At 44.8% G+C, this 13,745-nt stretch carries 15 protein-coding genes; 9 read left to right on the plus strand and 6 right to left on the minus strand.

Going from position 1 to position 13,745, the window contains the following annotated elements:
* Window positions 1–88 precede the first annotated feature (88 nt).
* Window positions 89–1,399 carry a glutamine synthetase family protein gene (locus BLS23_RS03350; RefSeq protein ID WP_089651107.1) on the minus strand — a complete coding sequence of 437 codons (1,311 nt, stop codon included), beginning with the start codon at window positions 1,397–1,399 and terminating at the stop codon, window positions 89–91.
* Window positions 1,400–1,621: 222 nt separating this feature from the next.
* Here BLS23_RS03350 and BLS23_RS03355 point away from each other — a divergent pair, with 222 nt between their 5' ends.
* Both BLS23_RS03355 and BLS23_RS03360 read left to right on the plus strand, forming a co-directional pair.
* Complete coding sequence (locus BLS23_RS03355; protein WP_089651108.1) at window positions 1,622–2,014, plus strand: hypothetical protein; 393 nt, start codon at window positions 1,622–1,624, stop codon at window positions 2,012–2,014.
* A gap of 116 nt (window positions 2,015–2,130) precedes the next feature.
* Window positions 2,131–3,057, plus strand: coding sequence for a manganese-dependent inorganic pyrophosphatase (locus tag BLS23_RS03360; protein WP_089651139.1), 927 nt, complete (start codon window positions 2,131–2,133; stop codon window positions 3,055–3,057).
* A 639-nt stretch (window positions 3,058–3,696) separates the two neighbouring features.
* Here the strand turns inward: BLS23_RS03360 and BLS23_RS03365 are convergent.
* Complete coding sequence (locus BLS23_RS03365; protein WP_089651109.1) at window positions 3,697–4,227, minus strand: hypothetical protein; 531 nt, start codon at window positions 4,225–4,227, stop codon at window positions 3,697–3,699.
* 132 nt (window positions 4,228–4,359) lie between these two features.
* Here BLS23_RS03365 and BLS23_RS03370 point away from each other — a divergent pair, with 132 nt between their 5' ends.
* From BLS23_RS03370 to BLS23_RS03395, 5 genes are all read left to right on the plus strand, one after another.
* Window positions 4,360–4,608 (plus strand): DUF4306 domain-containing protein, encoded by a 249-nt coding sequence (locus tag BLS23_RS03370; RefSeq protein ID WP_089651110.1) that lies wholly within the window; start codon window positions 4,360–4,362, stop codon window positions 4,606–4,608.
* Window positions 4,609–4,825: 217 nt separating this feature from the next.
* Entirely contained in the window at window positions 4,826–5,443 is a 618-nt protein-coding gene (locus BLS23_RS03380) for a Type 1 glutamine amidotransferase-like domain-containing protein (protein ID WP_089651112.1), read from the plus strand.
* A gap of 192 nt (window positions 5,444–5,635) precedes the next feature.
* A complete protein-coding gene (locus BLS23_RS03385; RefSeq protein WP_089651113.1) occupies window positions 5,636–6,205 on the plus strand; it encodes a copper resistance CopC family protein in 570 nt (189 codons plus the stop codon).
* Window positions 6,202–7,272 (plus strand): copper resistance D family protein, encoded by a 1,071-nt coding sequence (locus BLS23_RS03390; protein ID WP_167355995.1) that lies wholly within the window; start codon window positions 6,202–6,204, stop codon window positions 7,270–7,272. Before BLS23_RS03385 ends, BLS23_RS03390 begins: the two co-directional genes overlap by 4 nt.
* A 114-nt stretch (window positions 7,273–7,386) precedes the next feature.
* Complete coding sequence (locus tag BLS23_RS03395) at window positions 7,387–8,397, plus strand: DUF1835 domain-containing protein (RefSeq protein WP_089651115.1); 1,011 nt, start codon at window positions 7,387–7,389, stop codon at window positions 8,395–8,397.
* 59 nt (window positions 8,398–8,456) lie between these two features.
* On the opposite strand, the gene BLS23_RS03400 is transcribed toward BLS23_RS03395, so the two are convergent.
* Window positions 8,457–9,038, minus strand: a complete 582-nt coding sequence (locus BLS23_RS03400; protein WP_089651116.1) for a GNAT family N-acetyltransferase — start codon at window positions 9,036–9,038, stop codon at window positions 8,457–8,459.
* A gap of 113 nt (window positions 9,039–9,151) precedes the next feature.
* Here BLS23_RS03400 and corA point away from each other — a divergent pair, with 113 nt between their 5' ends.
* Window positions 9,152–10,102 (plus strand): magnesium/cobalt transporter CorA, encoded by a 951-nt coding sequence (gene corA, locus BLS23_RS03405; RefSeq protein ID WP_089651117.1) that lies wholly within the window; start codon window positions 9,152–9,154, stop codon window positions 10,100–10,102.
* Between the two features lie 394 nt (window positions 10,103–10,496).
* Here the strand turns inward: corA and BLS23_RS03410 are convergent, their stop codons facing one another.
* Together BLS23_RS03410 and BLS23_RS03415 are read right to left on the minus strand one after the other, a co-directional pair.
* Window positions 10,497–10,751: a hypothetical protein gene (locus BLS23_RS03410; RefSeq protein WP_089651118.1), complete on the minus strand. Its 255-nt coding sequence runs from the start codon at window positions 10,749–10,751 to the stop codon at window positions 10,497–10,499.
* Window positions 10,752–11,141 carry an SET domain-containing protein gene (locus BLS23_RS03415; protein WP_089651119.1) on the minus strand — a complete coding sequence of 130 codons (390 nt, stop codon included), beginning with the start codon at window positions 11,139–11,141 and terminating at the stop codon, window positions 10,752–10,754.
* A gap of 202 nt (window positions 11,142–11,343) precedes the next feature.
* Between BLS23_RS03415 and BLS23_RS03420 the strand changes: the two genes are divergently transcribed.
* Window positions 11,344–12,867: a glycine betaine uptake BCCT transporter gene (locus BLS23_RS03420; protein WP_089651140.1), complete on the plus strand. Its 1,524-nt coding sequence runs from the start codon at window positions 11,344–11,346 to the stop codon at window positions 12,865–12,867.
* A 52-nt stretch (window positions 12,868–12,919) separates the two neighbouring features.
* Here BLS23_RS03420 and BLS23_RS03425 read toward each other — a convergent pair whose 3' ends face one another.
* Complete coding sequence (locus tag BLS23_RS03425; RefSeq protein ID WP_089651120.1) at window positions 12,920–13,483, minus strand: FAD-dependent oxidoreductase; 564 nt, start codon at window positions 13,481–13,483, stop codon at window positions 12,920–12,922.
* Window positions 13,484–13,745 lie beyond the last annotated feature (262 nt).

The following is a 13,745-nucleotide window of genomic DNA, read 5'->3' on the forward strand; positions in this document are numbered from 1 at the left end:
CGCAAGAAAGCCGAGTCGCGCGCAAAAGAAGCGAAGAGCCTACACAAAAAAAGCAGCGCCCCACATCGGAGCGCTGCTTTGCTATTTCTTACTTATTCATATATTTGTCGATTTCCCACTTGCTTACTTGCAAGGAGTACTGAGTCCACTCGTCTTCTTTGTCTTCGATATACGCATTGGCCGTGTGGTCGCCAAGAGCTTTAAGAAGAACTTCGTCTTTCTTAAGAGCAGAAAGAGCTTCTTTTAGGTTTGTAGGAAGTGTTGGTACACTGTCGTCCTCAACTTCGTACAAGTTACGGCTTTCCGCTTCACCTGCATCATATTCGTTACGGATACCTTCAAGACCAGCTTGGATCAATACCGCAAGAGTCAGGTAAGGGTTCGCTGTCGGGTCCGGGTTACGGACTTCGAAACGAGTACCTTGACCACGTGTTGTTGGTACTCGAACCATACAGCTACGGTTGGAGTGGGACCATGCAATACTTACAGGTGCTTCATAACCAGGAACGAGACGCTTATAAGAGTTCACGTTCGGGTTCGTAATCGCTGCAATCGCGCGAGCGTGGTGAAGGATTCCTGCGATGAACTGTTTCATAGTTTTGGAAACGCCATCTTTCGCATCTTCATCGTAGAAAGCACTGTCGCCATCTCTGAATAGGGAAAGGTGTGCGTGCATTCCGGAACCGTTCTCACCTGCGATTGGTTTAGGCATGAATGTTGCGTGATAGTCATGGTTTGTTGCAATATCTTTTACAACGTTTTTGAACGTTTGGATGTTATCGGCTGTTTTCAGCATGTTGTCAAAACGGAAGTTGATCTCGTGCTGACCCATAGCCACTTCGTGGTGGGAAGCTTCCATTTCGAAACCGAATTTTTTCAGTGTACGAACGATGTCACGACGTACTTTATCCCCTTTATCTTTTGGAGAAGCATCGAAGTATCCACCGCGGTCGTTCATTTCGCGGATCGGGTAACCATCTTTGTCCAGCTTGAATAGGAAGAATTCTGGTTCTGGACCGACGTTTACTGTGTATCCCATGTCTTCGGCTTCTTTCATTGCACGTTTAAGGATGTAACGAGGGTCTCCTTCGAATGGAGTGCCATCTGGCTTGTAGATATCACAAATGAAGCGCGCGCTGCGATCTTCATCGACCAAAGAAGGAAGCAGTAGGAATGTATCTAAGTCTGGATAGAGATACATGTCACTTTCTTGGATATCGGAAAAACCGGAAATGGAAGAACTGTCGAACATGGCTTCATTTTCCAAGACCATTTCTAGTTCCTCAGCCGGTAGTTCAACATTTTTCGTATCCCCATACATATCTGTGAATTCTAATAGTAGGAATTCTACGTTGTTTTCTTTTACTTCCTGAATAATTTGCTCTTTTGTGTAAGTCATACATTACCCTCTCTTTAACAATTTTATTATGAGATGTGTATCCTGAATAGTGGTGGATATGTATCTCACTTTTTCTTATGTTAGGAATTCTAACACATAGTGTAGACAAATCTCAAATGCCTTTTATGTAAATTCCCTTATTTTTTTATCGTAAACCTATGATTTAGTAAAAAATTTCGTCCTCCTACATAAGGTAGATTATAAGTGGAATGGAGGTATTGTATGAACAGTAAAAAGCTTGTATTCATGCAGTCTGCAGCCGTTTTTGGTTACTTGGTTTTCATCTCATTCGTAACGGTGAAAGTACAAGGAACCGCCCTTGTGACAGAAAATTTTTATTTTTATATTATTTTCTCACAATTCGTGTATGTCCCTCTAGGAATTTTACTCGCCCTGCCAGCGCTCCTTAATAAATGGGAAGAAGAAGGACAATGGAAATGGAAGAAACGATACGGATTCCTCTTTCTTTTTCCTTCTTTATACTTGATGATGGTTCCCTATATCATCCCGATCGATTCAATTTTTCCAAATCTACTGGTTACCAATCCTTCTGTGAGTTCGGTGATCCAGGTTCTCTGCGGTTACTTTCTTATAAAAGGGTTCGAAAAGGAATAGTTTCTTTTCCATATTAAGGGGAATGGTAGGAGAAGATGGACTATGGCTCTAATCTATTTTATAATCGAAACGGACAAGACATCCTACATACCCTTGATAAAGAAAGGAAGATTTTTGTGAGCAAAACATTGATTTTCGGGCACAAAAACCCCGATACGGATACGATTACTTCAGCACTTGTGTATGCTGAACTGAAAAAAGCCCTTGGCGAAGAGGTAGAAGCCGTTCGTCTTGGTGAAGTAAACGGAGAAACTCAATTTGCGTTGGATCAGTTCAATGTCGATGCGCCACGTCTTGTTGAACGTGTTTCTGATGAAGTCGAGCAGGTCATCCTTGTCGACCATAACGAACGCCAGCAGAGTGCAGAGGATATTGATGAGGTGCAGGTGCTTGAGGTCATCGACCACCACCGTATTGCAAACTTCGAAACAAAAGGACCTCTTTACTATCGTGCGGAGCCTGTCGGATGTACGGCAACGATTTTGAACAAGTTGTATAAGGAAAAAGGACAGCAGGTTTCAAAGCCAATGGCAGGACTAATGCTGTCAGCGATTATTTCCGATTCTCTTTTATTCAAATCACCGACGTGCACGGATGAAGATCGTAAAGCAGCCGAAGAACTTGCAGCGATTGCTGGTGTCGATGCTGAAGAATACGGCTTGAAGATGCTGAAAGCTGGCGCAGATATCAGTGACAAGACAGCGGAAGAATTGATCTCCCTGGATGCGAAAGGGTTCAACATGGGCGATAAAAAAGTAGAAATCGCTCAAGTGAACACAGTCGATACAGATGATGTGCTTTCCCGTAAGAGCGAACTTGAAGCAGCGATCGAAAAGAACGTTTCTGAAAAGGACTTGGACTTGTTCCTGCTTGTCGTTACAGACATTCTTGAAAGTGACTCGACAGTGGTTGCGGTTGGTAACGAAACAGAAGCGGTTGCAAAAGCTTTCGAAACAGAGCTTGATGGCAATCAGGCTGTCTTGAAAGGTGTCGTATCCCGTAAGAAGCAAATCGTACCTCCATTGAACACATATTTCGGATAAGAAGAAAAGCGAACCCTCATATTGAGGCGTTCGCTTTTCTTATATCATTTCTTCTCTTCCATATAAGCTCCCTTTTGTGGAAGACTCAGTTTCGAGACTTTTGTTGAGTGGATGGGGCTGCGGGGAATGGCTCGCTTTCCGCGGGAGCGCGGTGAGCCTCCTCGGACTGCGTCCTGTGGGGTCTCACCATGCACTTTTTTCCCGCAGGAGTCTCGCCATTCCCCTCCGCCCCTTTGCCATATAAGTATCTCGAAACCACATCCGGAATAAGCTGCTTTTATGCACATGGTAATTGGAGGGGAATCAACTCCCAAGGACGCTATTAGGTATGCGAAAAGGTTGTTATAGTGGGCTTTATGATTAAAACACCAGGATAGTGGAAGGCACCCTCTCACAGTGAAGGGGTTCGTTTCGCTCCTGCATTGAATGGGGTGGTTGGGAAGCTGCGAGACTCCCGTGGGAGAAGGAGACAGGCGAGATCCCGCAGGACGAAGTCCGAGGAAGCTCGGCGCTCCCCCACAGGAAAGCGAGTTGCTTCCCAGCCATCCCTGACGCGCAACTCAGCAACGAACCCCAAAACATCTCGAAACTGAGTCTATCACAATCCTGCCATATAGTTTAATAACTACCATTAATCTCCTATGATAGAAACTTATCATTAAATGAGCGGATCGTTTCTGTTAGTGCCTCCATTTTTTCTTTATCAGATACCGTAAAAGAGTCTTTTTCCACAATATACTGCACGTCGGTGTGGAGCTGCTTTAAAGCGGCTGTGATATCATCTACTTTGTCTGAATCCTCATCTTCAAATGATTCCGTAGTAATCACCGATCGAAGCTTGAACAACTCATTCGAATAATCACGGAAATACCCTTTTTTCAATTCATTCGATCGTTCGGCAGCATTTAATAATCTTTGATATCCGGTCAGCTGCTGGAGGCTGCGGGTGAGCAAAGTCTCCGTATAAAACCTTTCTTTTTCACTTCCCTCGCTATGAAATGAGTCAAAGGACAGGGTGACGTCCTCGATGCGATAGGGAAGTTCGGACACAGCGGAAGTCGCGGCATCTTTTGTGAAAGTGTCGATCTCTGAGGATCTGGTTGTATCGAACCAAAGGTAAGCGAAAAAAATGCTTGTTAATAAGAAGATTCCTGTAAGAATTTTGTACATGGTTACCAGGCTCCTTTTTTCTATCAATCATTAATCGTATCGTATCACGTAAGTCGCGTGCTTGTTTAAATAAAAGATTGAGTAATTGTTGAACATTTGAAATAATTGGTAAAAAGTGGGGGATTAATAATAATGAGAGTTCTAGTTCAGTATGTCGCAGCTCTATGTACTTTTTTATTTTCAACGGTCGCCGCTTTGTATGAAGGAAGTGAAATCAAAGATCATCCGTTTGAATGGAGGTCTTCTGCTGTACTCAGCCAGTGGGTTCATGGAGAGGTGAAAACATCCTCAGACATCCTCGTCGTCGATTATTTGGTCTATGCTGCTAAATTTAAACCGTTCTTTCCTTTACTGCTCCTCTTGGCCTCCTCTATTTCATAGCATTAAGCGGGGTGGTTTTATTCCACAAGGGAAAGTTTTCGTTGATCATGTATTTTGGAGTATGGGCTGTCATGTTGTTGCTTGCTGCTTTTTTTATTTTTCCCGCCCATTCTCTAGGGATGAAAATGATATGTATAGTATTCATTACATCCGGGACTGCGAGTGGTTTGGCTGCTTCTCTTTTGTATCTGATTCATAAGAAGGAAGGTGTGGTGGTATGGGGGCATTGATTCTTTCAGGTGGTGGAAGTGCAGAGCAGAACAAGAAGGCCCATGCATCGTTCGCGGAAAAATTGGAGCAAGGAAAGGCTGTTTTGTATATTCCGGTCGCAGGGGATCCGGAACGAAGGCCACATGAAGAGAGTTTCCATTACATAAAAAAATGTCTGAAGCCACATGGAATCTCTCAGTTGGAGATGTGGACAGACTTTAACGGAAAGTCATTTGTGGACCTTCAAAGGTTTGCTGGTGTCTACATCAGTGGAGGTTGTTCATTGAAGCTGCGAAGGTTAATGTATGAAAGTGGATTCGATCGGGTTCTTTTGGATTTTTACAAACGAGGAGGCGTAGTTTTCGGTCAGAGTGCTGGGGCTGTAGTGTTCGGAAAGGCCCTTTCAGGAGGGAAGGAAGCCCTGAATCTCGTGGAGAACTACAGGATAGTGTGTCATTACAAATCGGAGGATGAGAGTGAAACAACCCTCATCACAAAGAATGAGAGTTTTCAGATCCTTGCTATGGAAGACGGAGGATCTGTGCTCGTTTCGGATAGTGGTATTAAAAAGATCAGTGGTGGTATTTATACATTTGAAAAAGGAAAGAAAAATATCATTGAATAAAACCATCAAATGCAGGGTTCCGACAAAGCCTTGGTTTATGTTCAGCTCATGAACCGAGGTTTTTCTGTTCACTAAATTGTCCATCTTTTCTCCTGGTATTACAACCTTTGCTCTGATATAAATTAGAAGGAGGAGTGAACCGTTGCTCCTTTTTATTCGTAGTCTTTATAAAAGAGAAAAAGGAGTAGGACCATGAAATATATATCCATGTTTTGTTTACTTATTGTACTTGCCCTGCCTATGACGGTAGAGGCGCATACACACCTTGAAAGTTCAGAACCTGAATCAGGAGGTGCGCTAACATCAGAAAACCCAGGCATCGCACTGACTTTTGATTCCAAGGTCCAGGAACCGACGGCCTTGACCATTACAGATGATGATGGGAAAGAGTTCGAAATAGAGAGCTATACCCATTCCCCTGAAAATGTCATCGAATTCAGTATTCCTGAAGAAGTAGCTAGTGGGGACATCGAAGTCTTCTATAGCATCATCGGGGAAGACGGGCACGTCATGGAAAATGAGCTGACGTTTAATTATACCGTGAAGGATAAGGCGTCAACCGCTGAAGAAGACACAGACACAGAGGAACCGGCAACAACTTCAGGTGAAGGCGGAAGTGGGAGCGGAGAAGCGTCTGAAAGTGACCATGTGGCAGCGTCTAACCAGGGGAACGATTCGATGGTATGGATTGTACCTGTACTTGGATTCGGGATCTTGGTTACTGCTGTACTTGTATTCCTGGGGATCAGGAAAAAATCATGATCCATGCGTTAACGAATGGAGGCCTCTATGCTTGTCTCTCCATTCTGATCGGGGCAAGCCTTTTGTCATTTTCTGATACAAAGCTTGCTCAGCGTAGAAAGACATGGGCACTGGTTGCTTTGACTGTACCTGTTTTAGCTGCATTTCCAATCATAGAGCTGGCGGGTAGGCTTCAGGAATATCGGGAAGGAAGCTTTTTGTCGAGTCTTTTTCATGTGCTCACCCAATTAAAGGGAGGGCAGGCATGGCTTCTACTATTATCATTGGCTATTCTTCATGTCATTCTACTGAACACGATGAAACAGCCAAAGGTCGCTTATTCGTTCAGTTTATTACTTATCGCGGGGATGATTCTTACTCAGAGTGTGACCGGACATTCTGCGAGCACCGCTTCTTTTCAAGGAGCACTTTTTCATACGATTCATTTCATCGGTGTGGGGATATGGTCCGGAATATTACTCGTGGTCAGCTTTTTTTCTGATCACGAGCACCAGTGGGAGTCCTTTGTACGCTGGTTTACGAAGGTAGCCATCGGCTGCATCGTATGGATTACGGTGACGGGTGTTGCTATGAGTTTACTATTGTCAGAGAGTATTGTAGATTCGTGGATGCTTTCCTATGGCCAGGCGCTGTTGGTCAAACATCTTCTGTTTATTGTTCTTCTGCTGTTTGCCTTCATCAATGGCTTTCTCATGAAGCGTTTAGTAGCAGAGGATGCAGGCTTCTCACCGAGACGCTGGTGGAAAGCGGAAAGTCTTCTCATCGTTTTTATCTATACGATTACAGGATACATGACCGAACAGGAAACGCCGCATAATATCAAGCAGACGTTGGAGCAGCAGGATCCCTCTGTTCTTTTCCGTATATTCACGACAGTGGAAGGATTTGGCCCCTTAACCCTCGCTCCGAATTTGATCAGTATCTCCTCTTTGGCCTTAGGCTTTATTTTTCTGCTGTTTACAGGAGTGATGATCAAGCGGAACTCGCTGGCAGGTACTTTTTTTGTCAGTGCAATGGTTTTGTGGTGCTTATACCTTGGTCTTATGAGCAGTGTATCGATGAGTTAAGCGGACACCTATACAGGTGTTCGTTTTTTTATGAAATGAAACTTATGGATTCATTCAATCGTAGGGAAGGAAGTTCAATGCTTTTCATTTTACCAAGGGATAAGGAGAGAGGAAATGAATCGATCTATTAAAAGAATTCTTGAAGCGTTGACTGAAGAAGAGATGCGCACCATTCTACTCCATCAGTGGACCCTTTTTACTTATGTAGAAGAAGAGAAGATCTCAGAGAAAGAATGGATCAATCAGGTGAAAGAAATGAAAAAAGGAACCGAACGTGTCTGTGAAGACCGCCTGCATCCGTTTCAAGGGGAGGCAGGGAAAGTTGTAGAGCACGTCCATATCGTCTTTAGTGAATCTACGAAAGGCTCATTGCAGCTAGCGCTGAGACGAAAAGAGGAGACAAAGGAAGAAGTGATCGCTCTTTCTCCTATGTTTTCCATCGGTCCCATACAGGACTTGGATAAAGAAGAAGGTATCGAAAAGCGAAAGGAATGGCTGTTCAATCATCTTGTCATGGACGATGAGCAGTGGATGCACATGGTAGAAGATTCCTTGAAGGTTATTGAAGATCTACGTTCCATTCCAACTGGGGTGCCGATCACGATCTGGGTCGGTGACAATGCCCATGAACAGACCGGGCTTCGGTTTGTGTTGCATCTTTTGAAAAACAAACCCAACGGAATCTATACGGTTCAAGTAACAGACGCTTTAGATTTCCCGCTTCATACAGGGGAGCTTTCTCCTGCTCGTTTGGTGAGTTTGTTGGAACGTTTCCCAAGTAGTCCCCTGTCCGATGAGAGCATGGAAACCTACAGGGACGAATGGCGGGCTTTATCCGAAGAGAATGCGAATCTCCGAGTGTGGGAAAGAGGCATCCAATCGGTGTCTGAAGATTATTTTGATGCGACTCTCATCCAAACGTTAAAAGAGTTGCAGTTTGAGAGTGATATGGATGATTACATAAAAGCGGCTCGATTAATTGGAGAGGTTCTCGGACATTCATCACAAGTTGTCGGGGACAGCTTTTTCGAGTATCGAGTTCGTGAGCTTGTCCTTCAAGGGGAATTCATGCTCATGGGTGTTCCGAGAGGGATGAGGTATTATGCAGTGAAATGGCACAAGTGACAAGTGCTTTAGAAGCACCGGAAAAAGAAAACGCTTGGCTGTTTAGGCCAAGCGTTCTTCTACGCACGTTTCATCCATTCTTCCCTAAGGACTCCCATACGGATCGAATCATAAAACTGTCCTTCATAAATACGGCATTTCCTCAATCGGCCTTCGATTTTCATGCCGAGTTTTTCACCAACACGCATCATCCGCTCATTTTTGGACCATGTCGTCAAACCGACACGGGCAAGGGGGAGAGTCCGAAAAAGGTAATCCACCCAGAGTTCAAGCGCTTCCGATCCGTAGCCTCCGTTCCAATAATCGGGATCATAGATGCCGATGCCGACTTCAAGCCATAGAGATGGTTTGTGCTCCCAATAATAGGTGACGGTTCCGATTGTCTTCCCGTCCACTTCGATGATGAGTCGTGAATCGGGTTCATTCGGACCGAGCCTGTTGATGCGCGCTTTTTCGTGACTGCGATAGCTTTCGAGTGTATGAGGCTCGAGCGGATAGTAGGGCGCGTCCCATTTTTTCCATTCCGGTTCATCGCCATTGTAAATCAATTGGTACAAAACGGGAATGTCCCCCTCGGTAATATGCCGTAGTATCACCCTTTGTCCTTTTAATTGCTCGTCGCATTTCAAACGTTGCAGCATCCGCGCGCCTCCGTTCCGTCTTTTCTTCCATCGTACCATAAGTGGGAATGGTTGTTTGAATATTTTCGTTTACGGTTATAAAAGAATAAGACGTACATAGGCAGGTGAAACGAATGATTGAGGTTTTGGCTTATAGTAAAGAAACTGGATTGCATGACAACCTTTCCATCGAAGAACTTTCCGGTGGAAAATGGGACTGGTATTGGGTTGATTTCAATCAACCGACCGAGGGGGAAGTGACGCTCTTAGAGAAAACCTTCGAGTTCCACCCTCTGGCGGTTGAAGACTGTCTGCACGGGCTGCAGCGTCCGAAGCTCGATTATTATGACGATCACAGCTTCATCGTTGTTCATTCCGTCAATCCAAAGACACTTGAGCGGGAAGAAATCAACGTTTTTCTCGGTCATTGTTCTATTGTCACTTTTCATAAGGAAAAAAACGAACCGCTGGAACAAGCAAAAAGGATCGTCAAAAATAATAAGCAGCACGAGAAAGTCGATGAGTATTATGTCTTCCATCAGATCCTTGATAAAGTCGTCGACAACTATTTTCCGATCATTTATAAAATTGAAGATCATATTAATGAAATCGAAGACAACACGAAAGATTTGTCGATGGAAAAGCTGCTTGAGGAATTGTTCGACAGACGAAGCGAACTGCTGTTATTGAGGCAGACGATTCACCCAATGAGGGATTTGTTGTACCGTATATTAAATACAAGACATTTAGACGGAGTCTTTGAGCGAAGGGAATATTTTGCGGACATTCATGACCACTTGATAAAAGTAGCTGACATGGTCGCATCGAACAGGGAGATGACACAGGATATCCGCGACAGCTACTTGTCCTTGAACTCCCATGAAACGAACCGGACGATGCAGATTCTCACGGTCATCAGTGTGATCTTCATGCCGCTGACGTTTATCGTTGGTGTGTATGGCATGAACTTTGCCAACATGCCCGAGCTGCAGACGGAATACGGCTATTTTGTCGTGTGGGGACTCATGATTGCTGTAGCGGTTGCGATGTTCATCTGGTTCAGAAACAAAGGCTGGTTTGATTGAACATCAGACGTAAGACGGAAGCCACCCGGGCAGGTGGCTTCCGTCTTTTTTCGGTCCAGAGGATGAATGGAAATCACTCCAACGGCCGTTAGAAAGAAAAGCGAGGCGGTCTATACTTAAAGTAACAACAAAACGAAGGAGATGACCGGAATGATCAACATCTTTGAAATCTCTATCGATATCCAGGAGCGCCGTCCTCGCTGAATGTATAGAATAAAACGCTCGTGACTTCGCTCGGTCGCGGGCGTTTTGTTTGTTGGTTGTATTTAGATGGAATCTGTTAAATAGCGATTTGGACATTTATCAGTGGCTTTTGAGATTTTAACAGTGACTTAGGCTTTTTTATCGGTGGGTTTCTCACTTTTATCGTTGGGTTTTACTCATTTATCAGTATCTATCCCTCTGAGGCGGGAGAATGAAGCGGCTCCGTCATTTCTCCTCCGTCCTTTTTCGGTCCAGAGGATGAATGGAAATCACTCCAACGGCCGTTAGGAAGAAAAGCGGGGCGGTCTATACTTAAGATAACAACAAAACAAAGGAGATGACCGGAATGATCAACATCTTTGAAATCTCTATTGATATCCAGGAGCGCCGCCCCCGCTAATAAAAACGGTCGTGACGAAATGTCACGACCGTTTTTGATATTCATTTAAGATTCTTCTTCGTCCTGATCGAACCAAAGGAGTTCCTGCTCATCAACAAAACCATTGTAGTTGATATACACTTCTTCATCCGCTTTGATGTCTTTGAAGGCGTAAAAGTCAAACGTGTGTGTCTCGAAATTGATGACATAGTTGGCGTTCGGCTCGTAGGAGTGGTTGAACATCATTCCATAGCCGAGCACAAAGGCGGTGTGGTTTTCGCCATATTCGAAAGCATAATCAGCCAGGCGGGTTTTTTCGATGTGGACGTGTTCTTCATTTGGGTAAGGGATGACAGGAGCCTGGTGAATCAGCTCATTTTTAGCGATATCCCTTTTCGCGAAAATGCCGCGGTTCAATTCTTCGTTTTCAAGTGTAGACGTACGTACTTCGATCATCGTCTTCACCTCCGTAATTTTTTCTTCTATAAAAAAGTTCCTAATTGACGGTAAGTCGTGATTATTTGACTATTCAAGTCTGACAGGTATCGGAATGGAAAGCAACTTTCTTATTTTTCAGTTTTCCTAGGACGAGAATAGGAAAAGCAGGCGGAAAGATACTATCTTTAACAATCTTTTTTTTGGAAGGGATCGCTTGCTGATGAAAAAATTCAATACAGTATTCAAAATTTCAGCTGGAATCATGCTTGTGCTTGTCATCATAGGTATCGTCTGGCCGGATGGTTTGGAACAGATGACTACGAACGTCAAAAGTTTTATTGCTAATAAGCTGGGCTGGTATTATTTAATCGTCGTCACTCTCTTTGTGCTTGTCTGCCTCACTTTCCTTTTTACACCGCTTGGAAGAATCAAGTTAGGAAAAAAAGGGGAGAAGCCTGAGTTTTCACGTCCGACCTGGATTGCGATGCTCTTCAGTGCCGGCATGGGGATTGGGATCGTATTCTGGGGTACGGCGGAGCCTATCAGTCACTATGCCATCAGTTCGCCGACGGGAGAGACCGGGACCGATCAGGCGATTAAAGATGCGATGCGGTTCACCTTCTTTCACTGGGGTATTCACGCATGGGCCATTTACGGCATCGTTGCTCTCGTACTCGCATATTTCAATTTCCGTCACGGTCATGCAGGGCTCATTAGTGCCACATTAAAACCGTTGATTGGCGAAAAGGCTGCAGAAGGTGTGTTTGGAAAAGTCATTGATATCCTTGCTGTTATTGCGACCGTCATAGGGGTCGCGACAACGCTTGGATTCGGTGCCGTGCAGATCAATGGAGGTCTTTCCTATCTTTTTGATATTCCGAGCGGCATTGTCGTCCAATTCATTATCGTAGCGATCGTCACCGTTTTGTTCATGATTTCCGCCTGGACGGGGTTAGGAAAAGGTATCAAAATTCTCAGTAATGCGAACATGGCGCTTGCCGGACTCCTTTTCCTCCTCGTCTTCATTGTAGGACCGACGATGTTCATCCTAAACATCTTCACAAGTTCAATCGGTGCTTATTTTCAATACCTGCCTACCATGAGCTTTCGGATTGCGCCCCTCAATCAGGAAACACGTGAATGGATCAATGCGTGGACGATTTTTTATTGGGCTTGGTGGATCGCGTGGTCGCCGTTTGTCGGTGTGTTTATTGCCCGTGTATCAAGAGGGAGGAGCATTCGTGAATTTGTATTCACCGTACTTGTTGTGCCTTCGATCATTGGGTTTTTATGGTTTGCGACCTTTGGTGGAACAGCCATTCAACTGGAGCACAATGCTATTGATACGATTTCTTCTCTAGCTACAGAAGAATCGTTGTTCGGGGTATTCTCGAACGTACCGCTCGGATGGCTGGCTTCGATTGTTGCGATGACACTGATTGCCACCTTCTTCATCACATCTGCAGACTCAGGAACGTTTGTCCTCGGGATGATGACGACAGGTGGTTCCGAAACGCCGGGAACATCCATCAAACTGACATGGGGCGGGTTGTTGTCTGCCACAGCTTTGGCTCTCCTTTACACGGGAGGACTGCAGGCATTGCAAAATACGATGATTATCGCAGCCCTGCCATTTTCGATCATCATGTTGATGATGGTCATCAGTTTTGTGAAGGCGATCTATAAAGAGGGAAGAGAACTAGGAGTAGGGCGGTTCAACCCGCCGGATGATAAAAAATCATAAAGCGAGCCCCCGGTCTAATAAGATCGGGGGCTTCGTTTTGTATATTCCAAAATTATTTACCCAGCACGTCATGGTCGACATAACGCTTGCCATTCAGCTCACTAATGACATTGATGGCAACTTTCGCTCCATCACCAGATGTAACAATCGTATGGACACTCACACCAGCAACGGTACCCGCGGCCCACACTTTCGGCTTCGACGTACGTCCGTGCTTGTCGGTCTCGATGATTTTTGCCACGCGAGGCTCGGTTCCTTCGACAACATCAAGTCCAAAAGCTTCCGCCGCTTTTACAGACATGCCTGTCGAAAAAATGACGTGGGACGCTTCATAATTGCCTTCGGATGTTTGAATGACATACAGTTCTCCTTTTTCTTCAATCGCGACGACATCATCCTGGACGATTTCCGCCCCGAATTTCTGTGCCTGTTTCTGGCCTTGCTCCAATAGTTTTGGACCTTCGATCGGATCGACGCCATAATGGTTTTCGACCCATGCTTTGGCAGTAATGCTCTTTCCGTTATCAAAAAGAATCGTTTTCTTACCGGCTTTTGCGGTGAAAAGTCCGGCACTGGCACCGGCCGGTCCGGCCCCGATAATCGCTACATCGTACATCCAATCACTCCTTTTTGAAGTTTCTCCTCCATTATATCTGAATTTTCCGCCCATTTAAATTTTAGCAAGCTTGAAAGTTATAAAGGCTTTATTTCGAGGTAACAGGGGTTCGTTGCTAAGTTGAGTGGCAGGGGTGGTTGGGAAGCTACTCGCTTTCCTGCGGGGATGGCGGCAAGCCTCCCTCAGTAAATGGATCCGTTCTCAAAAATCCTTGGTTTTTCTCTGGTATTCTTCTTCTTTGAATATTGAAACATAGGTCATT

Origin of the sequence: Halobacillus aidingensis (assembly GCF_900104185.1) — a bacterium.
Taxonomy (GTDB): domain Bacteria; phylum Bacillota; class Bacilli; order Bacillales; family Halobacillaceae; genus Halobacillus; species Halobacillus aidingensis.